This window comes from Arthrobacter sp. B055-34, assembly GCF_059090425.1.
In genome coordinates this window covers 470,700-494,475 of record NZ_JBNHFQ010000004.1, presented here as the reverse complement: position 1 = coordinate 494,475, position 23,776 = coordinate 470,700, and the positions used below count along the sequence as shown (strand labels likewise).

General features: G+C 64.2%; 22 protein-coding genes and 1 riboswitch. Of the genes, 10 read left to right on the top strand and 12 right to left on the bottom strand.

Annotation, left to right across the window (positions count from 1 at the left end; genetic code table 11):
* Positions 1-18: 18 nt before the first annotated feature.
* The 4 genes from AC5RWO_RS10840 to AC5RWO_RS10825 form a co-directional block, all read right to left on the bottom strand.
* Complete coding sequence (locus AC5RWO_RS10840) at positions 19-447, bottom strand: HIT family protein (protein WP_498731372.1); 429 nt, start codon at positions 445-447, stop codon at positions 19-21.
* Complete coding sequence (locus tag AC5RWO_RS10835; protein ID WP_498731371.1) at positions 444-1,574, bottom strand: NAD(P)-dependent alcohol dehydrogenase; 1,131 nt, start codon at positions 1,572-1,574, stop codon at positions 444-446. Before AC5RWO_RS10835 ends, AC5RWO_RS10840 begins: the two co-directional genes overlap by 4 nt.
* 25 nt (positions 1,575-1,599) lie before the next feature.
* Positions 1,600-2,499 (bottom strand): sulfurtransferase, encoded by a 900-nt coding sequence (locus tag AC5RWO_RS10830; protein ID WP_498731370.1) that lies wholly within the window; start codon positions 2,497-2,499, stop codon positions 1,600-1,602.
* A 76-nt stretch (positions 2,500-2,575) separates the two neighbouring features.
* Positions 2,576-3,232, bottom strand: coding sequence for an MBL fold metallo-hydrolase (locus AC5RWO_RS10825; protein WP_498731369.1), 657 nt, complete (start codon positions 3,230-3,232; stop codon positions 2,576-2,578).
* 111 nt (positions 3,233-3,343) lie between these two features.
* Here AC5RWO_RS10825 and AC5RWO_RS10820 point away from each other — a divergent pair, with 111 nt between their 5' ends.
* Positions 3,344-3,781 (top strand): Fur family transcriptional regulator, encoded by a 438-nt coding sequence (locus tag AC5RWO_RS10820; protein WP_498731368.1) that lies wholly within the window; start codon positions 3,344-3,346, stop codon positions 3,779-3,781.
* On the opposite strand, the gene AC5RWO_RS10815 is transcribed toward AC5RWO_RS10820, so the two are convergent.
* The 6 genes from AC5RWO_RS10815 to guaB1 form a co-directional block, all read right to left on the bottom strand.
* Entirely contained in the window at positions 3,768-4,670 is a 903-nt protein-coding gene (locus tag AC5RWO_RS10815) for a metal ABC transporter permease (protein WP_498731367.1), read from the bottom strand. The two genes, AC5RWO_RS10820 and AC5RWO_RS10815, sit on opposite strands and share 14 nt — an antisense overlap.
* 2 nt (positions 4,671-4,672) lie before the next feature.
* Entirely contained in the window at positions 4,673-5,470 is a 798-nt protein-coding gene (locus AC5RWO_RS10810) for a metal ABC transporter ATP-binding protein (protein WP_498638429.1), read from the bottom strand.
* A 69-nt stretch (positions 5,471-5,539) separates the two neighbouring features.
* Positions 5,540-6,517 (bottom strand): metal ABC transporter solute-binding protein, Zn/Mn family, encoded by a 978-nt coding sequence (locus AC5RWO_RS10805; protein WP_498731366.1) that lies wholly within the window; start codon positions 6,515-6,517, stop codon positions 5,540-5,542.
* A gap of 150 nt (positions 6,518-6,667) precedes the next feature.
* Positions 6,668-7,729, bottom strand: coding sequence for a hemolysin family protein (locus AC5RWO_RS10800; protein WP_498731365.1), 1,062 nt, complete (start codon positions 7,727-7,729; stop codon positions 6,668-6,670).
* Positions 7,726-9,084: a hemolysin family protein gene (locus tag AC5RWO_RS10795; RefSeq protein WP_498731364.1), complete on the bottom strand. Its 1,359-nt coding sequence runs from the start codon at positions 9,082-9,084 to the stop codon at positions 7,726-7,728. Before AC5RWO_RS10795 ends, AC5RWO_RS10800 begins: the two co-directional genes overlap by 4 nt.
* 243 nt (positions 9,085-9,327) lie before the next feature.
* Entirely contained in the window at positions 9,328-10,782 is a 1,455-nt protein-coding gene (guaB1, locus tag AC5RWO_RS10790) for a GMP reductase (RefSeq protein WP_498731363.1), read from the bottom strand.
* Between the two features lie 295 nt (positions 10,783-11,077).
* Between guaB1 and AC5RWO_RS10785 the strand changes: the two genes are divergently transcribed.
* The 3 genes from AC5RWO_RS10785 (at position 11,078) to AC5RWO_RS10775 (ending at position 15,775) form a co-directional block, all read left to right on the top strand.
* Complete coding sequence (locus AC5RWO_RS10785) at positions 11,078-14,896, top strand: multifunctional oxoglutarate decarboxylase/oxoglutarate dehydrogenase thiamine pyrophosphate-binding subunit/dihydrolipoyllysine-residue succinyltransferase subunit (RefSeq protein WP_498731362.1); 3,819 nt, start codon at positions 11,078-11,080, stop codon at positions 14,894-14,896.
* 82 nt (positions 14,897-14,978) lie between these two features.
* Entirely contained in the window at positions 14,979-15,578 is a 600-nt protein-coding gene (locus AC5RWO_RS10780; protein WP_139004852.1) for a GDSL-type esterase/lipase family protein, read from the top strand.
* A gap of 122 nt (positions 15,579-15,700) precedes the next feature.
* Positions 15,701-15,775, top strand: coding sequence for a 50S ribosomal protein bL37 (locus AC5RWO_RS10775; RefSeq protein ID WP_369299106.1), 75 nt, complete (start codon positions 15,701-15,703; stop codon positions 15,773-15,775).
* 115 nt (positions 15,776-15,890) lie between these two features.
* Here AC5RWO_RS10775 and rsrA read toward each other — a convergent pair whose 3' ends face one another.
* Both rsrA and AC5RWO_RS10765 read right to left on the bottom strand, forming a co-directional pair.
* Positions 15,891-16,166, bottom strand: a complete 276-nt coding sequence (gene rsrA / locus AC5RWO_RS10770) for a mycothiol system anti-sigma-R factor (RefSeq protein ID WP_498731361.1) — start codon at positions 16,164-16,166, stop codon at positions 15,891-15,893.
* Entirely contained in the window at positions 16,163-16,849 is a 687-nt protein-coding gene (locus tag AC5RWO_RS10765) for a sigma-70 family RNA polymerase sigma factor (protein ID WP_498731394.1), read from the bottom strand. Before AC5RWO_RS10765 ends, rsrA begins: the two co-directional genes overlap by 4 nt.
* A 321-nt stretch (positions 16,850-17,170) precedes the next feature.
* Between AC5RWO_RS10765 and AC5RWO_RS10760 the strand changes: the two genes are divergently transcribed.
* The 6 genes from AC5RWO_RS10760 (at position 17,171) to AC5RWO_RS10735 (ending at position 23,727) form a co-directional block, all read left to right on the top strand.
* Positions 17,171-17,752 (top strand): DoxX family protein, encoded by a 582-nt coding sequence (locus AC5RWO_RS10760; RefSeq protein ID WP_498731360.1) that lies wholly within the window; start codon positions 17,171-17,173, stop codon positions 17,750-17,752.
* Positions 17,753-17,757: 5 nt separating this feature from the next.
* On the top strand, positions 17,758-19,104 hold the full coding sequence (aroA, locus tag AC5RWO_RS10755; RefSeq protein ID WP_498731359.1) for a 3-phosphoshikimate 1-carboxyvinyltransferase: 1,347 nt from the start codon (positions 17,758-17,760) through the stop codon (positions 19,102-19,104).
* Between the two features lies 1 nt (position 19,105).
* Positions 19,106-20,209 carry a ribosome small subunit-dependent GTPase A gene (gene rsgA / locus AC5RWO_RS10750; RefSeq protein ID WP_498731358.1) on the top strand — a complete coding sequence of 368 codons (1,104 nt, stop codon included), beginning with the start codon at positions 19,106-19,108 and terminating at the stop codon, positions 20,207-20,209.
* A 68-nt stretch (positions 20,210-20,277) separates the two neighbouring features.
* On the top strand, positions 20,278-21,165 hold the full coding sequence (hisN, locus tag AC5RWO_RS10745; RefSeq protein ID WP_498731357.1) for a histidinol-phosphatase: 888 nt from the start codon (positions 20,278-20,280) through the stop codon (positions 21,163-21,165).
* A gap of 113 nt (positions 21,166-21,278) precedes the next feature.
* Positions 21,279-21,391: riboswitch (SAM riboswitch) on the top strand.
* A 41-nt stretch (positions 21,392-21,432) separates the two neighbouring features.
* A complete protein-coding gene (locus AC5RWO_RS10740) occupies positions 21,433-22,806 on the top strand; it encodes an aminotransferase class V-fold PLP-dependent enzyme (protein WP_498731356.1) in 1,374 nt (457 codons plus the stop codon).
* Positions 22,807-22,962: 156 nt separating this feature from the next.
* On the top strand, positions 22,963-23,727 hold the full coding sequence (locus AC5RWO_RS10735) for a class I SAM-dependent methyltransferase (protein WP_498731355.1): 765 nt from the start codon (positions 22,963-22,965) through the stop codon (positions 23,725-23,727).
* Positions 23,728-23,776: the final 49 nt, after the last annotated feature.

Here is a 23,776-nt window from a genome sequence, read left to right as displayed (position 1 = left end):
CGTCCCCGGCGTCACCGTCTAATCTGCCGGGACGAATTCGCCGTAGCCGGCGTCGCGCAGGCCAGCACGCAATTGCCGGGCGTTGTTCTCCATCCGTTCGGGATCCGGGTTCTGCTCTGCCCGCTTGAAGTCGAACTCGGCTTCCGAGCTGGCCGGCCACACGTGCAGGTGGAGGTGGTCCACTTCGAAACCGGCGATAATCATTCCCGCCCGCGGCGCTCCGAACGCCTCAACCTGCACCTTGCCGATGGTCTGGGCAACGGCCGTGACTTTCTGCCAAAGCTCCGCCGGCGCGTCCGTCCAGCGGTCCACTTCCGCACGGGGAACCACCAGCGTGTGGCCGTCCGCCAAGGGCCCAATGCTGAGGAAAGCAACGACGTCGTCGTCCTTCCACACAAATTTGCCGGGGATCTCACCGTTGATGATTTTCGTGAACAGCGTGCTCATGCTTTCTCCTTCACAGATGCTATATCCAGGACAAACCGGTACTTCACATCACCGGCAACCATTCGGTCGTACGCGTCATTGAGCTGGTCGGCGGTGACCATTTCAATGTCGGAAGTGATGTTGTGTTCGGCGCAGAAATCCAGCATCTCCTGGGTCTCGGCGATCCCGCCGATCATGGAGCCGCCGTAGGCGATGCGCTTGCGGATGAGCGCGCCGACCGGAACCGGAGGCATGTCCCCCGGTGGCAACCCCAGCTGGATCAGGGCGCCATCCCTGCGGATGGTCCGCAAGTAGGGGCCGAGATCGTGCGCGGCCGCGACGGTGTCGATGATCAGGTCGATGCTGTCCCGGACCTGCGCCATCGACACGCTGTCCGAGGAGAGGACTATGCGGTCTGCCCCCAGTGTGCGGGCTGCCTCGGCCTTGCCTTCCGACGTAGTGAACACAGTGACTTCGGCGCCCATGGCCTTGGCAAGCTTGACGGCCATGTGCCCGAGGCCGCCCAGGCCCACAACTCCCACCGAATCGCCGGCCTCCACCCCGAAGTACCGCATAGGCGAGTAGACGGTGATGCCGGCACAAAGCAGCGGGGCCGTGGCCGCCGGGTCGAGGCTCTCGGGAACGCGCAGACAGTAATTTTCGTCGACGACGATCGAGGTGGCGTAGCCGCCCTGCGTCGGCTCGCCCCCGCGCCGCCGGTCGGGCACACCGTACGTGCCGGTGGACCCGTTCTCGCAGTACTGCTCCAGGCCCTCTTCGCAGCTGATGCATTCGCGGCAGGAATCCACCAAGCAGCCCACGCCCACCAGATCACCGATGGCGTGGAGCGTCACGTCCTGCCCAATCCCCGTCACCCGTCCGACGATCTCGTGGCCGGGCACCAGCGGATACCGCGTTGGCCGCCACTCGCTGCGCACGGCATGCACATCCGAATGGCACAGTCCGCAGAAGGCAATCGTGATTTCCACATCGTGAGGTTCGGGCTCACGCCGCTCGACCTGCAGGGGAAGAAGCCCCGACGTCGGCGATGTCGCGGCATAGGCCTGCGCGGTGCTCATGGATCTCCTCGGATTCGGCGCTGGCCGGGGCTGGCCCAACGGCGGCGGTTTGGGACGGCCAAGACTCATACAGCGACGCTACCCTGTTGCCGTATCAGCCTGCCAGTTGCGAACGAGGAGCTGTCCCTGGTTCAGCAACAGTGTCGACGGCATACTTACCCGGCTCGCTCCCTAGAGCCACGGGCAGTTCCGAACGTTGCGACCACTGCGACCAGGAACCGGGGAACAAGGCGGCCTCGAGGCCAGCGTGGGCCAATGCGGCAACCTCATGGGCGGCCGTGACGCCGGACCCGCAGTACACTCCAATCGCCCTGCCCGGCATCACACCCAGCTCGCGGAACCTGGCGGCCAGCTGTTCCGGGGGCAGGAACCTGCCCGCTGCATCCAGGTTGGCGCCGGCCGGAGCGTTGACGGCGCAGGGAATGTGACCCGCCTTCGGGTCCACGGGTTCGCTCTCGCCGCGGTACCGCTCCGGTGCCCTGGCATCGAGCAGCAGCCCGTAGCTGGTAAACCCGGTGACTTCCTCGAGCCCCAGCACGGGCATTTGGCCCGGCGCCAGAGTGACGCAGCCGAGGCACGGCAATTCGTCACCGCTATCGGTTTCTAAGCCCGCAGCCTGCCAAGCTGACAGCCCGCCGTCGAGTAGGAAGACGTTGTCGAAGCCACCGTCTTTGAGCAGCCACCAGAGCCGTGCGGCGGAAAGCCCGCCCACGTTGTCATAGGCGACCACCGTATCCCCGTTGTTGATTCCCCATTCCCGGGCTGCTTCCTCGAAAGCGGCTGCGGCGGGCAGCGGATGGCGCCCGGCTTGCAGGGACGGCGGCGCGGCCAACTGCCTTTCCAGATCGACGTAGACAGCGCCGCGAATGTGCTCGGCAAGATAGTGTTCGCGGCCGTGGGGGTCGCCCAGCGCCCAGCGGACATCGAGTACAACCGTGCGGAGGCCGGAGGTCATCCGGTCCTGCAGGGTCCGTACGTCCATCAGAGTCCTCATGAGATCTCCTCCTGAACTGTTGCCGGCCCCGTTGCCGGCGGATGTGCTGCTGCCCAGGATTTGGGCAGCTGGGTTATTACAACGTGATGCTTTGCCCCGGCTCCAGATGTTCGTAGCGGGTGCCATACCGTTCGCCGAAGGACTTCACATGTTTTTCGACAATACCCTTGCCCGCGCTGTTCAACAGGCCGTCATGAATCGGGAACGCCCGTTCTGCCCGCACAGCCGTGACAAAATCGATTACCTCGCCGACCTTGGACCAGGGCGCATGGATCGGTACCAGTACCGTTGAAACCTGCAGGCCATGGGGCACGATAAAGGAATCCCCCGGATGGTACACCTCGTCATTAATCAGGTAACCGATGTTGGCGACCATGGGAATGTGCGGGTGGATCAGGGCGTGCTGTCCGCCAAACGTGCGGATGTCGAAGCCGGGAATCGAAAACCGGGTTCCGGAGTCCGACGCATGGATTCGCCCGGCCGCCTCGGGCACCAGTGCACGCAGTTCCTCTGCCACACCCGCCGGGCCGTGGACCTGCAGTTCCGGCATGGCAAGGATGGCCGAAGGCAGCCGTTCCCGGTCGACATGGTCCTCGTGTTCGTGCGTAATCAGGACGGTGCCGGCACCGTCCAGAGCCTGGTCAACCTCGGACAAGTTTCCGGGATCAAGGACCAGCACGTGTCCATCGCGCTCAAGTCTGGCGCATGCGTGGGTGTACTTGGTTAGCAGCATGGTCCCAGCCTACCCAGCCGGTGCCGTCCGGCAACCGGTCCCGGCCCGGCTGATAGGCTGGACGTCAGCCTTCAGGCCGCACCACCAGCTGTCAAGGAGACCTCCCACGCAATGTCGACCCCCCCTGCCGATTCCCAGGCACCCCGCCGCGCTTCGGAGCAACGAGTAACCCGGCAGCGGCTCGCCGTCAGCGGCGCACTGGACAGCCTCGACGATTTCGTCAGCACCCAGGAACTGCACCGGCTGTTGCATGGCCGGGGTGAATCGGTCTCACTGGCTACCACGTATCGTATTCTGCAGTCCATGGCCGAGGACGGGCAGGTGGATGTGCTGCGCAAGGACGACGGCGAGGCCGTGTACCGGCGCTGCGCCGTTGAGCACCACCATCATCACCTGCTCTGCAGGGATTGCGGCAAGGCCGTGGAGATCGAGGCGCCGGCAGTCGAACAGTGGGCATCCCGTGTTGCGGCCGAGCACGGCTACACGCAAGTCGCGCACACCGTGGAAATGTATGGGCTCTGCCCGGAATGCAGCGCTAAGCGGCAGTAACTTTCACCGCAGCGATATCCGGGGAAGCGCTCCGCTTTGTCCTGCCCAGCTTGTCGCGCCGCGCACCGATCAACCGGCAGACCAGGTAGATCAGGAACGAGATCGTGGTGACGTAGGGGCTGATTGGAATGCGCCCGCCCAAAGCCAGCAGAATGCCGCCCACCACGGAAACCAGCGCGAAGATCACGCTGAGACCGACCACCAGCCGCGGAGAAGCGGTGACCCGAAGTGCCGCGGCAGAGGGTGTGATTACCAATGCCAGCACCAGCAGCGCGCCCACTATCTGGATGGACAGGGCGACCGCCAGCCCAAGCAGGAACATGAACGCGATGGCCAGCTTGCCCACGGGCACTCCCCGGGCCTCGGCAAGATCCGGATCCGCGCTGGCAAACGTCAGGGGCCGCCAGATCGCCAGCAGGGCCACGATAACGAACAGCGAGCATCCCAGCATCACATTCAGCTGCACGGTGTCTACAGAGACGATCTGCCCGGTCAGCAGGCCGAACTTATTCGCGGACCTGCCCTCGTACAAGGACAGGAAAAGAATGCCCAGGCCCAGGCCGAACGGCATGATGACTCCGATTATGGAGTTCCTGTCCCGCGCCCGCATGCCCATGACGCCAAGGATGACGGCGGCAACCACGGAGCCCACCAGCGAGCCGAAAACCACGTTGGCGCCGACAAGCAGCGCGAAAGCGGCGCCGGCGAAAGACAGTTCGGCGATGCCGTGGACGGCGAAGGCCAGATCCCGCATCATCACGAAGGTTCCGATGAGGCCCCCGATCAGTCCGAGCACGGCTCCGGCGATGAGCGAGTTGGTCACCAGCGGAAGCAGCTGGGAGTAGTCTTCAAAGTTGAAGACCGCGTTCATGAACTCATTGAGGTCCATGCTCAGTCCTCCTCGCCGTGGTGATGGGTGGTGGCGTCCGGTAGCCCGACCACGATGATGCGGCCCTCGTTATGGATGACTTCGACGTGGCTGTTGTACATGTCCGACAGGACTTCGGTGGTCATAACCTCTTCGGGCGCCCCGACCCTGAACTGGCCGCCCGCCAAGTACAGCACCCGGTCCACGTAATCGATGATCGGGTTGATCTCGTGCGTCACGAACACCACGGCGCTGTTCTGCTCATGGCATTGCGCATTGATCAATGCACTCACCGCCTGCTGATGGTGCAGGTCCAGCGACAGCAACGGCTCGTCACACAGCAGCACCTTGGGATCCGTGGCCAGCGCCTGCGCGGCCCTCAGCCGCTGTTGCTCGCCGCCGGAGAGTAAGCCGACCGGAGCCTCTGCATAGGACGAGGCACCGACCAGATCCAGCAGTTCGTCCACGCGCCGGCGGTGCTTGCGGCCATTGAGCCGGACGCCCCAGCGGTGACCGTCCAGGCCGAGACCGACAAGGTCCCTCGCGCGCAGTGGCGTGCCCGGAACAAATGACTTCTGCTGCGGGATGTAGCCGATCTCGCGGCTCCCCCGCGCGATCGAGCCGCCGTTGATGCGTGCACTTCCGTGCGTCAGCGGCTGCAGTCCGAGCAGTACCCGCAGGAAACTCGTCTTGCCGGACCCGTTCGGCCCGAGCACCGCAAAGAACTCGCCCGGGTTGATCTCGAGGTCCAGATCATGCCACAGCACGCGGTTGCCAAAGGAAAGGGAGGCCCCCTGCAGACTGACGGCGGGTGTTGTCACACGGTTCCTTGTACTCGGTCCGGCTGGCTGGGACAAGTCAATCACAGTACTGCTGGTCATGGTCGTCACTTAGGCCGCGAGCACGGTGGAAATATTGTCCAGGTTGCTGCCCATCCACGACAGATAATCCTGGCCTTCAGGCAGCGTTTCAGTGAAAACAACGACGGCGACGCCGGCCTCTTCCGCCACGGCGCGCAGCTGCTGCGTCTGGGGGCCTTCTGTCTGCTCGTTGTAGGCCACGAAACGGACGTCTCCCCCGCTGATCAAGTCCTGCGTCTCCTTTACGGCAACCGGCGCGGCATCGCTGCCTTCCTCGACCGCCTGCAGGAAGTCGGCCGGAGTCTCGTTGTGCAGACCCAGCGCTTCGAGCAAATAATGCGGCACTGGATCCGTCGCCGCCACTTCAGCGTTGCCAGCACGCTCGGCCAGCGCATCGCGTTCCTGCACCAAGGCGTCGATGTCCTCGTTGAAGGCGGCGCTGTTGGCCTCGAACGTCGCGGCGTTGGCTGGGTCGAGCTTGCTGAGCTTATCGGCGACGACAGTGGCCATCTTGCCCATAGTCTCGAAGTCATACCAGACGTGTTCATTCAGGCCTTCAATATGCCCGTGGCCTGCGTGCTCATCGTCGGCTTCCGGCTGGGCGGATTCCCCGGCCTTCCCGCCCAAACCTGAGACGTCCACGGCGGTGACAACATACTCGTGATCCTTACCGGTTTCATCGACCAAGCCGTGCAGGAACGGGTCGTAGCCGCCACCGTTTTCAATGACGACATCCGCCTCTGACACGGCCAGCTTGTCCCTGGCGGTTGCCTCGTAGGAATGGGGATCCTGCGAGAGCTTGTTGATAATAGAGGTCACCTCCACGGCCTCACCGCCGATGGTGGCCGCGAGGTCGCCGTAGACGTCGGTCGAGGCGACGACCTGGACTTTTCCGGCTTCCCCGCCGTCTGTCCCGCCGGCTCCGGAATCACCTTGGCCACAGGCCGAAAGCACTAGTGCGAGTCCGGCGACGCCGGAAATAGCAGTCAGACCACGAAACAGCCTCATGGACACCTCGATCTACTCATAATGAGAATCAATACCGACAGGGAACCCGTCCAGTGTAACGTAACGCGAACCGTTCGCATTACAGCCGCTGCCTACTGCCGGCTGCCTGCTGCGGCCCGGAGCTGTGACGCTCCGGGCCCCGGCCGGGGGTCAAGCGCCCAGCCGGCGCACACCCTGATTCTGGGTAGTGTCGCGGATCTCCCCTACCAGTTCCTCGAGCACGTCCTCCAAAAAAAGCACCCCGTGGGTCCGGCCCCCCGGGCCAATCACGCGGGCCAGATGGGAACCGGTGCGCTGCATGACAGCCAGCGCGTCCTCGATTTCCTCGTCGAGCGACAGGTTGGCCAGCGTACGCACCTTGGTCACCGGGATGGCCATCGAATACCGCTCCTCGGGGATCGTCATGATGTCCTTCAGATGCAGATACCCCGTGAGGTTGGCGTCGCCGTCGGCCACCGCGAAGCGGGAGAAACCCGTGCGGCCCACCACCCGTTCGAACTCCGCCGGCGTGGTGTCCACGCCGATGGTCACTAGGTCATCCAGCGGAACCATGATGCTTTCCGCCGTCTGGCCGGAGAACTCCAGCGAGCTGGAGATCAGCCCCGCTTCATCCTCCACCAGGCCGTGCCGGGTGGATTCCTGCACGATGGACTGGACTTCCTCCAGGGTGAAGGTGGAGGTCACCTCGTCCTTCGGTTCAATGCGGATCGCACGCAGAATGTGGTTCGCCGACCAGTTCAGGACAACGATCACCGGCTTGACGACCCTGCTGACAAAGACCAGCGGCGGAGCCAGCAGCAGGGCCGCTTTATCCGCGGTGGACACCGAGATGTTCTTCGGCACCATCTCGCCGAAGGTCACGTGCAGGAACGTCACCAGCAGGAGGGCGATCACGAACGAAATTCCGTAGGAAACGTCGTGCGGTATCCCGATCCACCGCTCCAGCGGAATCAGCAGCAGTTCCTTGATGGCGGGCTCGGCTACGTTGAGGATGAGCAAGGAACATACGGTGATGCCCAGTTGTGCACAGGCCAGCATCAGGGAAACGTTTTCCATGGCCCACAGCGTGGTTTTGGCCCGCTTCGATCCCGCTTCGGCCAACGGTTCGATCTGGCTTCGCCGGGCCGACATGACAGCAAATTCGGCACCGACGAAGAAGGCATTGCCGAGCAGCAACACAACAAGCCAGAGGATGCCCATACCGGCGCTCATCGGACGCCCCCTTCGGCAGCCGCGGTCCCGGGCGTCGTCGTACTGCCGCCCTCACCGGCCACCGGATCCGGAATGAATCGGACCCGGTCCACCCGGCGCCCGTCCATGCGCTCCACTTCCAGCACGCCGCCGGGTACGTCGACGCGGTCGCCGGCAGCAGCTATGCGGCCCAGCTCGCTCATGATGAATCCGCCGACGGTCTCGTAGCCTGCTTCGTCCGGAATGGTAAGGAGCGGGATCTGTTCGGAGACCTCGTCCGGGCGCATCAGCCCCGGAAAGTACCAGTTGCCGGCAGCGCTCTGCAGCACACCGGGCTTGACCCGGTCGTGCTCATCGGAGACCTCGCCGACGATTTCTTCCACCAGGTCCTCAAGCGTCACAACTCCCGCCGTGCCACCGTATTCATCGAGAACGACGGCGAACTGCAGGTTTGATGCCCGCAACTCCGACAGCAGCGAATCCAGGTGCACAGTCTCTGGCACCCGCAGTACATCGGTCATGATCGTTGCGGCGGCCAGCTCTGACCGTTTCCAACGCGGCACGCCGATGGCCTTTTTGATGTGGACTACCCCGCGGACATCGTCCGGCGAGTCGCCAAGGAGGGGGAACCTGGAAAAGCCGGTCCTTCGAGCAGCCGCCACGATGTCTTCGACGGTGTCGTCGGCATCGATGAACTCGACCCGGATACGCGGGGTCATGACGTCGGCGGCCGAACGGCCGGAAAACCTCAAGGTCCGGGACAGGAAGTTTGCGGTACCCGCATCCAGGGTGCCCATTTCGGCGGACCGGCGTACCAAGGAGGCCAGCTCAGACGGCGTCCGTGCGCCGGAGAGTTCTTCCTTGGCTTCCAGGCCGAACAGATGAAGCACCTTGTTGGAAAAGCCATTAAGGACGATGATCGCCGGTTTGAATACCGCGGTGAACAGCAGCTGTGGCCGCGCAACCGCCTTGCCGATTGCCATGGGCAGGGCGATGGAGGCATTTTTAGGCACCAACTCACCGATCAGCATCGAGAGCAGGGTTGCCACCGTCATGGCGATGACAACTCCGGCGGTCTGGATGATGGCCTCAGGCAGAGCCAGCATCGCCAGCGGCGCGCGAAGCAGACTGCTGATGGCGGGCTCCAGTAGGAAACCGGTCAGCAAGGTGGTCAACGTAATGCCCAGCTGGCAGCTGGAGAGTTGGGTGGAAAGGGACTTCAGGCACTTCATCACAGCGACGGCGCCCTTGTCGCCCTTGTCGATGGCCCGCTGCACGGTGGCCTGGTCCAGCGCCACGAGGGCGAACTCAACCGCTACGAAGAAGCCGGTTCCGAAGATCAATAGCATGCCGGCGGCAATCTGGATCCACTCCATCAGAGGACCACCACCGCACGCGGTGAAGTTAGGAGCGCAGACTGCACCGGCGGGGGCTTGTCGTCAGAGCCCGGACTGGAAGGCTCCTGTCCGGCCGCCGGGGCGTCAGGAAGTGAATGATGGGCACGGGTACGGGGTCTGCCGGTGCTGTGCGAGCCATCCGATTGCGTTGCCACTGCTGCAATCGTGCCCACGGACCGGCGCCTAGAATAGCTGTCCATTATTCGTTAAGCGTAGCAGGCGCTACCAGCTTTGCGGCAGCGGCCGGCCTTCCTCATACCCGGCCGCGGACTGCACCCCGACGATGGCCCGTTCGCGGAATTCGGCCAGGTTGATCGCTCCCGCATAGGTCATGGAACTGCGCAGTCCCGACGTGATCTCGTCCAGCAAGTCTTCGACGCCGGGGCGGGCAGGCTCAAGGTACATCTTGGAGGAGGAAATGCCTTCCTCAAACAGGCCCTTGCGCGCTCGCTCGAACGCCCCTTCGCGCTGTGTCCGGTACTGCACTGCACGGGCCGAGGCCATGCCGAAACTCTCCTTGTATTGCCGGCCGTTACTGTCCGTCATCAGATCCCCCGGGCTCTCATAGGTCCCGGCGAACCAGGAACCGATCATGACCTGGCTGGCACCTGCGGCCAAAGCCAGAGCCACGTCGCGGGGGTAACGCACTCCGCCGTCGGCCCAGACGTGGGCGCCAAGTTCGCAGGCGGCCGCCGCGCATTCGTACACAGCGGAAAACTGCGGCCGGCCGACGGCGGTCATCATCCGCGTGGTGCACATTGCGCCGGGTCCAACGCCGACCTTGACGATGTCCGCACCTGCTGCGACCAGATCGCGTACGCCTTCGGCACTGACCACGTTCCCGGCCACCACCGGGACGGCAGGATCCAGTCCCCGTACAGCCCGCAGCGCGTCGAACATCTTCTGCTGGTGGCCATGGGCTGTGTCGACAACAAGAACGTCGACGCCGGCCTCGAGCAGGGTGGCGGCTTTGGCCTGGACGTCTCCGTTGATCCCGACGGCAGCTGCGACCCTGAGGCGCCCCTTACCGTCCACGGCAGGGCGGTAGATCGTTGAGCGCAGCGCACCGGTGCGGGTCAGCGCCCCGAGGAGGTAGCCCTCGTCGTCGACGACCGGCGCAAAGCCGACCCCGGCGCCGTCGAAAAGCTCGAAGGCCTTCCGGAGCGCAGGCTGCAGCTCACCGGAAAACATGGATGCCTGCAACGTCAGCGGGTGCTCGCGCATGACCGATTCCAGCGAGGCGAACCTGTCCACGCCTTCGCATTCATCGGCCCGGACCACACCGAGGCAACGCCCTTCGCCGTCGACAATCGCAACGGCTCCATGGGCGCGCTTGTTCATCAGGTGCAGCGCGTCGATGACGGTGTTGGAGGGCTGCAGTTTCAACGGGGTTTCGTAGACCGCATGGCGTGCTTTGACCCAGCCGGTGACTTCGGCCAGCACGTCGAGGGGAACATCCTGGGGCAGGACCGCCAGACCACCGCGGCGGGAAATCGTCTCCACCATCCGGCGACCGGTCACCGCGGTCATGTTGGCCACAACCAGCGGGATGGTTGCCCCCGTTCCGTCCCCCGAGGCCAAGTCAACGTCCAGCCGTGAGACCACTTCCGACCTGGACGGAACCAGGAAAACGTCCGAGTAAGTGAGGTCCGTCTGCGGCTGATTGATGAACTGCATGTTCTGCTCCTGAAATTGACGTGCAGGCAACGACAGCACGAGTCTACGACGGGCCGAGCGAAATCACCGTCGCACCGCTTTTGACGGGTCTGTTGGTGCTTCGTCACATTGGTTTCAAAACAATCGTATGAGATTGGCCTGCACAGCAGATGTGTCATTAGACTGGCTAGAGGTCCAGACCCGGTGCGTCCAAACGCACCTCACGCGCCCGTGACGACTGCAGCAGGTTGTTGCCATGGGCCGCAGCGTGTGGTCTGCAGGGCAAGCGGCAACACATGGAAGAGGCGTATAACAAGTGCCAGAGCATCCCAATCTTCGTCTACCCGAGGAATTCGGCGGTAACGAATGGCTCGTCGACGAAATTTACGAGCAGTACCTCCAGGACAAGAATTCGGTGGACAAGAAATGGTGGAGCATTTTCGAATCGGCCGGCGCCGGCTCAGCTCAAACCGCTAATGGCAATGCGCCGCGCGCTGCAAGGGAGGAAACCGACCCCCAGACGCGCCAACTGCCGGTAGTCAAGGAGCCCAAGGGCACCCCGGCAGCTTCCGCCGAAACCACCGCGAACAACCGCAGTGCGGAAAAGCGGATCCCCGCGGATGCCGAGCCTGCACCCAATACTTCCAAGGACAAGGCAGTGCCCGCCGCCGCTGCCGATGCGGCTAAGCCCGAGCTGAAGACGGCTCCCATCCCGGCCCAGCTGCCGAAGTCTTCGCCCAACTCGCAGACCGAGGAAGACAAAATCTCGGTCCTGCGCGGCCCCGCCAAAGCCATCGCCACCAACATGGACCAGAGCCTGAGTGTCCCGACGGCTACGACGGTGCGCGCTGTCCCGGCGAAGCTGCTGATCGACAACCGCGTGGTCATCAATTCCAACCTGGCACGCGCCCGCGGCGGCAAGGTCTCCTTTACCCACCTCATCGGCTACGCCGTGGTCAAGGCACTGGGCCAGTTCCCCAGCCAGAACGTGCACTATGACGAGGTCGACGGCAAGCCCGTTGCGGTCCAGCCGGCCCACGTCAACTTCGGCATCGCCATCGATATGCCCAAGCCGGACGGTTCCCGCCTTCTTGTTGTTCCGAATATCAAGAAGGCCGAAACCATGAACTTTGCGGAGTTCTGGCACAACTACGAGAACCTCATCAAGCGCGCCCGCGCCGGTAAGCTGACCGCTGACGATTACGCGGGCACCACCTCGTCGCTCACCAACCCGGGCGGCATCGGTACCGTTCACTCGGTGCCGCGGCTGTCCAAGGGCCAGGCGACCATCGTCGGCGTCGGCGCTCTCGAATATCCCGCCGAATTCCGCGGGGCAAGCGAGAAGACCATCGCTGCGCAGGGCGTTGGCAAGATCATCACGCTGACCTCCACGTATGACCACCGCGTCATCCAAGGCGCCGGCTCAGGCGAGTTCCTGCGCCTCGTAGAGTCGCTGCTGCTCGGCGAGCAGGACTTTTACGACGAGATCTTCGAAGCCCTGCGAATCCCGTACGAGCCGGTTCGCTGGCGTCCGGACAACCAGGTTGACGTAGAACTGCAGGTCAACAAGATTGCCCGCATCCAGCAGCTCATTCACGCTTACCGGGTCCGCGGCCACCTCATGGCGGACACCAACCCGCTGGAGTACGTCCAGCGCAAGCACCCTGACCTGGACATCCTCACTTACGGCCTGACCATGTGGGATCTGGACCGCGAATGGGTCACGGGCGGCTTCGGCGGCAAGTCCCGGCTGAAACTGCGCGACATCCTCGGCGTGCTCCGCGATGCTTACTGCCGCACCACCGGCATCGAGTACATGCACATCCAGGACCCGGAAGAACGTAAATGGTTCCAGGACGAGTTGGAGCGCCCGTATGCGAAGCCCAGCCGCGAGGAGCAGCTGCGCGTCCTGGGCAAGCTCAATGCAGCCGAGGCATTCGAAACGTTCCTGCAGACCAAGTTTGTGGGCCAGAAACGCTTTTCGCTGGAAGGCGGCGAATCCCTGATTCCGCTGCTGGACGCAGTGATCTCCGATGCAGCCGACGACGGCCTGGACGAAGTGGCCATCGGCATGGCCCACCGCGGCCGCTTGAACGTGCTGACCAACATTGCCGGCAAGACCTACGCCCAGGTGTTCCGCGAGTTCGAGGGGACGCAGGACCCGCGCAGCGTTCAGGGCTCGGGCGACGTGAAGTACCACCTCGGCACCGAGGGCACCTTCACCTCGGACAACGGTAACGAGACCAAGGTCTACCTCGCCGCCAACCCCTCCCACCTTGAAGCCGTTGACCCGGTCGTCGAAGGCATCGTGCGTGCCAAGCAGGACCGTCTCGATCAAGGCGACGGTGCGTTCGGCGTGCTCCCCATCATCATCCACGGCGATGCGGCCTTCGCAGGCCAGGGCGTGGTTGCGGAGACGCTCAACCTGTCCCAGCTGCGCGGCTACCGCACGGGCGGTACGGTGCATGTCATTGTCAATAACCAGGTCGGCTTCACCACCTCGCCGCACGCCTCGCGCTCCTCGGTGTACTCCACCGACGTGGCAAAGATGATCCAGGCACCGGTCTTCCACGTGAACGGGGATGATCCCGAGGCCGTTGTCCGGGTGGCACAGCTTGCGTACGAATACCGCCAGCGTTTCCACAAGGACGTTGTCATCGACATGGTCTGCTACCGCCGGCGCGGGCACAACGAGGGCGACGATCCCTCGATGACCCAGCCGATGATGTACAACCTGATCGAAGCCAAGCGCTCCACCCGCAAGCTGTACACCGAGGCCCTCGTTGGCCGCGGCGACATCACGCAGGACGAGGCGGACCAGGCACTGCGTGACTATCAGGAACGTCTGGAACGGGTCTTCGCCGAAACGCATGCCGCCCAGACCTCCCCGATTCCTGTAGTCACCAAGGACGCGGCCGCAGTCTCGGACATCGAACGCCCGCTGTCCCAGCAGGCCGAAGACGAGGTCCGCATCCCAACCAGCACCGCTGTCAGCACCGAGGTGCTCGCCCAGATCGGCAAGGCACACGTCAGCATCCCCGAAGACTTCACCGTGCACCCCAAGCTCAAGGCGCTGCTGGAGAAGCGCGAGCAGATGTCGCGTGAAGGCGGCATCGACTGGGGCTTCGGCGAAATTGCCGCCTTCGGCAGTCTGCTGATGGAAGGCGTTCCGGTCCGTCTGGCTGGCCAGGACTCGCGCCGCGGTACGTTCGTCCAGCGCCATGCCGTCTTCCATGACCGGTCGTCCGGCAAGGAATGGGCACCGCTGACGCAGCTGTCCGAAGACCAGGCGAAGTTCTGGATCTATGACTCGCTGCTCTCCGAATATGCGGCCATGGGCTTTGAATACGGTTACTCGGTTGAGCGACCGGATGCGCTGGTCATCTGGGAGGCGCAGTTCGGCGACTTCGTCAACGGCGCACAGACCGTAATCGACGAGTTCATTTCTTCGGCCGAGCAGAAGTGGGGACAGCGTTCCTCACTGGTCCTCATGCTGCCGCACGGTTATGAAGGCCAGGGGCCGGACCACTCTTCCGCTCGCATCGAACGATTCCTGCAGATGTGCGCTGAAGACAACATGATCGTGGCCAACCCGACCACCCCGGCGTCGCACTTCCATCTGCTGCGCCGCCAGGCTTACAGCCGTCCGCGCAAGCCGCTGATCATCTTCACACCCAAGCAGCTGCTGCGCCTTAAGGCTGCCGCCGCCAAGGTCGAGGACTTCACGGAGGGTCGCTTCCAGCCGGTCATCCCGGAGGTCCAGGAACTGAACGCAGGGGAAGTCGACCGGGTGGTCCTGGTATCGGGCCGCCTGTACTACGACCTGCTGGCTGCGCGTCAGAAGAACGGTGACACCAAGACGGCACTGGTGCGGGTCGAGCAGCTGTACCCGCTGCCGGCCCAGGAAATCGAGGCCGAACTCGCCAAGTACCCGAACGCCGAAGTGGTCTGGGCCCAGGACGAGCCCGCCAACCAGGGACCGTGGCCGGTTATTGGAATGATGCTCCCGCAAAGGGTGGACACGAACCTTCGCCTGGTTTCGCGTCCTGCCTCCGCCGCCACCTCAACAGGTTCCGCCAAACGGCACGCTGTCGAGCAGGACGTCCTTGTGAAAAAGGTGTTTGAGCGTAAGTAAGTATGATGATGGGTGGGGTGCACAGACACCCCACCCACTTCTTTTTAACCAGAGGCCTGCCCTAACCAACAGAAAGCATCTTGTGGAGCAACGCAAAATCAGGATCGCCGCTGTCGGCGACGAACTCCTTGCCGGTACCGGTGATCAGCGCGCCCTCGGTTGGCTCGGACGGACTCTGGCCCGTACCAATCCCGCGCCTGCCAGCCTCGAATCTTTCACTCTGGCATCGCCTAACGAGGGCACGGAGGAGCTTGCCGGACGCTGGCTGCAGGAGGCAGGACGCCGGTTTGATGACGGCTACGAAAACCGGCTCGTTATCGGGCTGTCTGACCGCGACCTGGATCTGGAGCTGACAACCGCCCGGAGCCGGCTGAATCTGGCCAACATTCTTGATGGTGCTGCCCAATTGAGCGTCAAGGCTTTCGTCGTCGGACCGCCGCCCGGCCTCGATGCAGAACGCAACCAACGCCTTGCCGAGCTGTCCGCTGCGTTCGGAGATGTTACCACCCGGCGCAAGCACGTCTACGTTGATACCTTCACTCCCCTGCTCAATCACGAACAGTGGCGCACGGATCTGGCCGCTAACGGCGGCGCTCCCGGGCAGGCCGGATACGGTTTGATTGCCTGGCTGGTTCTCCACCGCGGCTGGTACAGCTGGCTGGAACTGCCCGAGCCCTCCTAACTCCACTCCCCCTGTCGAGTCCGCCGGTCAACACGGTTCAGCGGCCGTCACCGGTTAGGCGTGCATGGGCGGATGTGGGAGACTAGTACGCAGTTCTTTTTCATCCAGGTAAGGAGGCAGCTATGAGCAAGCGAGCACGCAAGCGTCGTGACCGTAAGCGCGGCGGCGCAAACCACGGTAAGCGTCCCAACACCTAAGCAACCGGTTCTTCCGGTTTGGCTTACGGGTCACCCGCCAGCTGAATAAAGCAGGAACCCCCGCCGACCATCAGGTCTGCGGGGGTTCCTGCTTTATCTATTCCGGCAGGCAGTCCTAGGCGTCGGCCTGTACAGGGTCGCCGGCTTCGAGGTGCCCGATCCGGTCCAGAATCCGTTCCTTCAGTGTCTGCGGTGCAGCCTCTTGGCACGACCTCTTGACCACGCTTCGGATCAGGCACTCCAGGCTGTGCTCCTGGGCGCATTCTTCGCAGCCGTCCAGATGCTGTTTGATCTCGTTGAGGTCCTCGCGGGACAACGCGCCGTCAACGTATTCATAGATCCGCTTCATGCGGTCGTCTTCGCAGTCGCCCAAGCCGTGGCAGTCGCTCATTTGCCGTTCTCCTGTTTTGTCCCCACAGTGGTTTTGTCCGTCTTTTTGCCCATTCCGCGTTCGTGCGCGTAGTCGGCCAGCAGATCGCGCAATAGCTTGCGTCCGCGGTGGAGGCGGGACATAACCGTTCCGATCGGGGTGTTCATGATTTCCGATATTTCTTTGTAGGCAAAACCCTCTACGTCTGAAAAGTAGACGGTCAGCCTGAACTCCTCCGGGATAGCCTGGAGGGCTTCCTTGACGTCCGAATCCGGCAGGTGGTCCAGGGCCTCCGCTTCGGCGGAACGAAGTCCCGTCGAGGTGTGCGAAGCGGCTTGGAACATCTGCCAGTCCTCAACCTGGTCCGCGTTGGACTGGAGCGGTTCGCGCTGCCGTTTGCGGTACAGATTGATATAGGTGTTGGTCAGGATCCGGTAGAGCCACGCCTTGAGGTTGGTCCCCGGCTTGTACTGATGGAAGGCCGAAAACGCCTTCGTGTACGCCTCCTGGACCAGGTCTTCGGCATCGCTGGGGTTGCGGGCCATACGCATGGCAGCTGAGTAGAGCTGGTCCACATACTGCATGGCGTCGCGCTCGAAGCGGGCACTGCGTTCTTCTGGTGTCTCGGTGTCAGCGGCCGCTGCCGGCGCGGATTCCTCCGCAGCCTCCAGCGGGGCAGCCTCATCGGATTTGTCTGTTGTCATCGGCACCAAGTCTACGCTGGAGGTCTTCCGGGCAAGGTCCAAACGCAGCTGCAGTCCCGCAGCAGGCTGGAGAGTTGCTGATGGCACTGATTGTCCTTTCGACACGGTGGCGCCGGCGCTATGTTCGAGAACCCGCACCTATTGCTCCTCTTCACAACGATGCAGGCACCGTCCTTATTCCGCCCTCGGTCATCGTGGATACCTCAACGTTGCGCATGCAGGATGTACAGTGCACGCAAAAGTGCCAGACTAGAGAACAGCGTCACCAGCAGCCCTAGAAACAGCTTCCGCACTGCGGACAGCGCCAGCCAGGAGGTACTTATGACCATCGTTCGCTTTGTTGCCCGACCCATGCTTGCCGCAACGTTTGTGGCTTCAGGAGTCGATCGCTTGCGAAACGTGCAGGACACCGCGGACCAGCTTCAGCCGGCCCTGCGGCAGGTCCAGACCATGGTTCCCTCCGCAGCACCGGTAACAGGCAACGAGAAGCTGGTTGCCCAGGTCATTGGTGCCACACAGGTTGGGGCGGGCGTTTTGCTGGGGATCGGCAAATTCCCACGCATTGCGGCACTGCTTCTGGCAGGAACGGCAGCGGCGAACGCACTGGTGGAATTCAACGCCGCGGACGCTACATCGCCTGAATCCCGCCGGACCCGGCGTAACCAGTTGCTCAAGAACGTATCCCTCATCGGCGGCGTTCTGTTGGCCGCGGTCGATACCAACGGCCGCCCCGGACTGGTCTGGCGTGCCGAACATCTCGCCTCTGACGCGCGCAGAAATGTGCAGTCCTTCGGCAAGGATGCCCGCAAGAACGCTAGCACCCTGAGCAAGGACGCCCGCAAGCAGTTGCAGAAGGCTGAGCGGACCGTGCGGGCAGCTGCCTCCGATGTGGTGGGTTCCTAGTTTTCATGACTGAGCAAGCAAGCGCCGGCAGCAACAGCACTCACTGGCCCGCACCTTTCGCCCCGGGGCCGGTCGATGCCACCGTTTACGTACCGGCCTCGAAATCCCTGACCAACCGCTACCTCGTGCTCGCGGCTTTGGCGGACGGCCCGTCGCGCCTGCGGGCTCCGCTGCACTCGCGTGATTCGGTTCTCATGATCGATGCGCTGCGTGCGCTCGGGGCCCGCGTCGAGGAAACGCCGGGCGAGGGCCGGTTCGGTCCCGACCTGCTGGTCACGCCTATTGAACAGGACAGGGAGCTGGGCGAGACGCAGGTGGATTGCGGGCTGGCCGGTACGGTGATGCGCTTCGTGCCGCCTCTGGCAGCATTGTGCACTGGAACTGTGACCTTCGACGGCGATCCCCAGGCGAGGAAGCGGCCGATGGGCAGCACGATTGACGCGCTACGCGGCCTCGGCGTCCGGCTGGAGGACGGCGGAAACCGCTCGCTGCCGTTCACGCTGGCCGCTTCCGGCGGCGTCGACGGCGGGCATCTGGTCATCGACGCCGGAGCCTCCTCCCAGTTCGTCTCGGCGCTGCTGCTGGTCGGCGCCAGATTCGGCAACGGGCTCCACCTCGAACATTCCGGCCAGAGCGTCCCTAGCCTGGACCACGTTGCCATGACCGTGGCTGTACTGCGCAGCGTCGGGGTGGAGGTAGACGATTCCCGGCAGAACCATTGGGTAGTCCGGCCCGGACTGATCAAGGCCTTCGACGTCACCGTCGAACAGGACCTTTCCAATGCCGGCCCCTTCCTCGCGGCGGCCCTGGCCACGAAGGGAACGGTTCGGATCCCGGGCTGGCCGGCGGAAACCACGCAGGTAGGTGACAAATGGCGCAGCATCCTGGCGCAACTCGGCGCCACCGTCAGCTACGAGAACGACACCCTCACCGTGACCGGCGGGGCAGAGATCATCGGGGCGCAGCTCGCCGACACCAGCGAACTTGCCCCCACCACGGCGGCGCTCTGCGCCCTGGCCGGCAGCGAATCCAGGCTCACCGGAATTGCCCATCTGCGCGGACATGAAACCGACCGGCTGGCGGCTCTGGTCGCGGAAATCAATTCCTTAGGCGGCGACGCCGAAGAAACCGAGGACGGGCTGATCATCCGTCCGAGGCCGCTGCATGGCGGGGTTTTCCATTCATATGAGGACCACCGGATGGCCACTGCCGGAGCCATTATCGGGCTGGCAGTCGAGGGCGTGGAAGTCGAAGACATCGGCACCACGGCCAAGACCATGCCCGAGTTCCCGCGGCTATGGCAGGACCTGTTCGAGACTTCCGTCCGCCAGTCCGAGGCGGGAGCGCTCTAAGGTGGTGCGCGGCAACCGTACGTGGGATGAATCCGATGTCCGCATCCGTCCCAACAAGCGCGGCTCGCGTCCGCGTACCAAGGAACGGCCCGCCCACGAAGACGCGGTCATCGGGCGGATCATCACCGTGGACCGCGGCCGCTACACCGCGGTCGTCGATGAAGACACTGCCCAGGAACGGGTGGTTGTCGCCGCCCGTGCCCGGGAGCTTCGCCGCAGCCCGGTGGTAGCCGGCGACTTCGTAGCGCTCGTCGGTGACATTACGGGCGAGCCGGACTCTTTGGCTCGGCTGGTCCGGATCGAAGAACGCCGGACGCTGTTGCGGCGCAGCGCCGACGATACCGACCCGGTGGAGCGGGTAGTCGTAGCCAATGCGGACCAACTGGTCATCGTGGTGGCCGCCGCCAACCCGGAGCCGCGCACCGGTTTTATCGACCGTGCCTTGGTAGCAGCGTACGACGCCGGGATCAGCCCGCTGCTGTGCGTCACCAAAGCGGACGTCAAAGATCCTGAAGAACTGCTCTCCAACTACCGGCACCTCGATCTGCCCGTCATCGTCAGCCGGACCGCCGGCACTGAGGGCTTTGGAATTGATGCACGGTCCGCCGACGGGCTTTCGGCCCGTCTCGACCGGGACGCCGTGGCCGAGCTGAAAGGCTATCTGGACGGGATGGTCAGCGTCATGCTCGGCCATTCCGGCGTCGGCAAATCCACCATGGTCAATGCGCTCACGGGTGCGGAACGCGCCACGGGCGGCGTCAACGCCGTGACCGGGCGGGGACGGCATACTTCCTCCTCGGCGCTGGCCCTGAAGCTGACCGATGCCCCGGCCGGCAGCTGGATCATCGACACGCCCGGCATCCGTTCTTTTGGACTCGCCCATGTGGACCCGGACCGGATCATTTCCGCCTTTCCCGACCTGGAGCCCGGCACCGCCGATTGCGAGCGGGGCTGCAAGCACGACGACCACGCGGTCAACTGCGGGGTGGACGCGTGGGTGGCTTCCGGGCAGGCCGGCGAATCAGGCCCGGCACGGCTGGCGTCGCTGCGCCGTTTGCTGGGAACGGAAGAACGCGCCCAGGCTAAGGAACTGGGGTTCCAGTAGCACCGCCGTCGTCGGCCGGGGACTTCACATCCCGCATCCGGCCACCGAATAAGGATAAGTTGAAGCCTATGACCCGTGACGTTCAAAGCTATAACGATGATCTGCGCCTGGCCCATGTGATGGCCGATTCCGTGGATTCGCAGACCATGGCCCGCTTCAAGGCGCTGGACCTGAAAATCGAGACCAAGCCGGATCTCACCCCTGTCACGGATGCGGACCGCGCCGCCGAAGAGGCCATCCGCGGCCAACTCTCCCGGGCCCGGCCGCGCGACGCGGTGCTTGGGGAGGAGTATGGCAGCAGCGGCCACGGCTCCCGCCGCTGGATCATCGACCCCATCGACGGCACAAAGAACTTCGTCCGCGGGGTGCCGGTCTGGGCCACCCTGATCGCGCTGGTGGACGAAGACCGCCCCGTGGTCGGCCTGGTCAGCGCCCCCGCTTTGGGCAAGCGCTGGTGGGCCGCGACCGGAACCGGCGCCTACATGGGACGTTCGCTGTCCGCGGCCACCCGGCTCCGGGTATCCGATGTCAACCGGCTCGAGGACGCGTCCCTCTCCTATTCCAGCCTGACCGGCTGGCAGGAACGGGGCAACTTCCCGGAGTTCCTCGGCCTCACCGAATCCGTCTGGCGCACCCGTGCCTACGGAGACTTCTGGTCCTATTGCATGGTGGCCGAGGGCGCCGTCGACATTGCCTGCGAACCGGAACTCAACCTCTACGACATGGCGGCACTGGTGCCGATCGTGACCGAGGCCGGCGGACGGTTCAGTTCGCTCGAGGGCGAGGACGGACCCTTCGGCGGCAACGCGCTGGCCACGAACGGCACGCTGCACGAGGAGGTCCTCTACCGGCTCAATCCCCAGTTGCGCGGCCAGCGTCCGGCCGCACACCCGGAGGATGCGCCCCTGCCGGAAACCGCTCCGGAGGCCTCCGTGGAGGCGGACGGCCTGCGCTGACGCTGCCATTGTGACGAATTACGACGGCGGCCGTCCCCATTCCGGGGATGGCCGCCTTTTCGTTCCCGTAACAAAGATGCGGCTGCTCCGGCCGGACAATAATCTCGATGGCAGGTCACGAGTGCCAGCGCTAAACCCCGGTTTGCTGGCCGGCAACCCTCCTAACGCGGCGGGGTGCCCCGGGTGACGACCTGGCCGTGCCTGACTGGTTCGGCAAGCGCGGATCCGCTCTGCCATGCGCACGGATCCCTCACCAGATGAGGTCATATGAGCACCACTGTTATCGACTCCACCCTGTCCCCCGAGCTGCTGGCAGCGGAACAACCGTTCCAGGAAGTTACCGGCGCAGAACTCGCCGCTCCCCTGCTGGACGGCGGCACCGTCCGCTACGCCAATTTGGACTACGCCGCGTCGGCACCCGCGCTGGCTTCCGTCACCGCCTATCTCGAGCAACTGCTCCCCTACTACGCGAGCGTCCATCGCGGTGCCGGGTACGCATCCCAGGTCTCCACCTCCGTCTACGAGCATTCACGCGAAGTCCTGCGTTCTTTTGTGGGCGGGCGGACCGATGACCTGGTCATCTTCACCCGCAACACCACCGATTCCCTGAACCTGCTCGCCGGCTGCATCCCGGCCGGTGGCGAAGTGCTGTACCTGGACATCGAGCACCACGCCAACCTATTGCCCTGGCAGGCGGTACCGCACCGCAGCGTAGTGGCCCGGCCGAGTGTTGCCGGCACGCTCGAGGCCATCGAGACCGAACTGGCAGGTGGCCAAGTGGCCCTCGTTGCCATCACCGGAGCGTCGAATGTTACCGGCGAGATCTTCCCGATCGCCGAAACCGCGCGGCTTGCCCACCGGCATGGTGCCCGGGTAGTGGTGGATGCGGCACAGCTCGCCCCGCACCGGCGGCTCGACATTGCCCGGGACAACATTGACTATGTGGTCCTCTCCGGACACAAGCTCTATGCCCCGTTCGGCGCGGGAGCGATCATCGGCCGGGCCGACTGGCTCGATTCCGGCACACCGCATTTGGCTGGCGGCGGCGCAGTGAAACAGGTCCGGCTGGACGGCGTGGTCTGGACAACTGGGCCGGCCCGGCACGAAGCCGGCTCTCCCAATGTGCTCGGTGCGGCCACCCTGGCCCGGGCCGCGGAGCACATTGCGCAGCTGGACGAGGAAGCGTGGCAGCAGCATGAGTCCGTGCTGCGTGGGTATCTCATCGAGCGGCTGGAGGCGGTGGACTCGGTCACCGTGCACCGGATTTTCAGCGGCGAGACCGCCCCGCTGGATGCCATCGGCGTCGTAAATTTTTCGGTGGCCGGATACGACGCTGGCCTCGTGGCCGCGTATCTTTCGGCAGAACACGGACTCGGCGTGCGGGACGGGAAGTTCTGCGCCCATCCCTTGCTCAACCGCCTCGGGCTGCCGTCCGGTTCGCTGCGTGCCAGCTTCGGGCTGGGTTCCCGCTTGGAAGACACGGCCCGGCTCGCGGACGGAGTGGCAGCGCTGGTCCGTGACGGACTGCGCCACGACTATGTCGTCGAGAGCGGACGCTGGGTGCCAGCGGTGGAAACACGGGCCTTCCCCGAGTGGGCACCCGTGACGCCGGGAACCGCCGGGGCGTCGCCATGCTCCTAGGGCTAGGAACGTATCCCTGCGTGCCGGATGGGGCATGATCTAATTGACCCGTCGTTGCGAAGCCGCCGGTGCAACGGGACCGGCGGCTGGCGGCGTCAATGACAGGTCAATGAGAGGCCCCTGACCGAGAGCAGAGGGTGCACGAGGAGTGTGGCAGTGGTTCGCGGCGGACCCCGGATGGACGACGAACGGCGCCGGGAGTTCGGCAGCAGCTTCCAGCAGGGTGGTGCGCATTATGACCGTGTCCGTCCCGGCTACCCGGATGACGCCGTCGATTGGCTGCTGCCGCAGTCGGCACGGGACGCCGCGGATGTAGGCGCCGGTACCGGAAAATATACGGCCGCGTTGCTCGCCCGGGGCCTGCGGGTGACCGCCGTGGATCCCTCGGCCGACATGCTGGAACAATTGGCAACCAACTATCCCGCGGCCCGGATCCTGCTGGGGACGGCCGAACATACCGGCATCGCCGATGGCGCCGTCGATCTGGTGACCGTGGCGCAGGCCTGGCACTGGGTGGACCAGGCAGCGGCCAGCACGGAGGCTGCCCGGATCCTGAGGCCCGAGGGAACGCTGGGCTTGATCTGGAACCAGCTCGATGTCTCCATTCCCTGGGTCCACCGGCTCTCCCGGATCATGCATGCCGGTGACGTTTACAGGCCGGACTTCCGCCCCTTCATCGGTCCTGAGTTCATCGGGCCTGAGGGCCACGAAACCCACTGGGCCGATCCGCTGACGCCCGGCGACTTGCTGGAGCTGGTCAAGTCGCGCAGTTACTACCTGCGGGCGAGCGAACAGACGCGCGCAAAAGTCCTGGCCAATCTGGACTGGTACCTGCATGAACATCTGGGCCATGACCGGGAAGAGATTCTCCAGCTCCCCTACCTGACCCTGACTTGGCGCGCGGTGAAGGCTGACCGCTAAGTTCGAGGGCTTTCTGCGCCAACATTCCGTGCCGCTCCGACCGGTAACG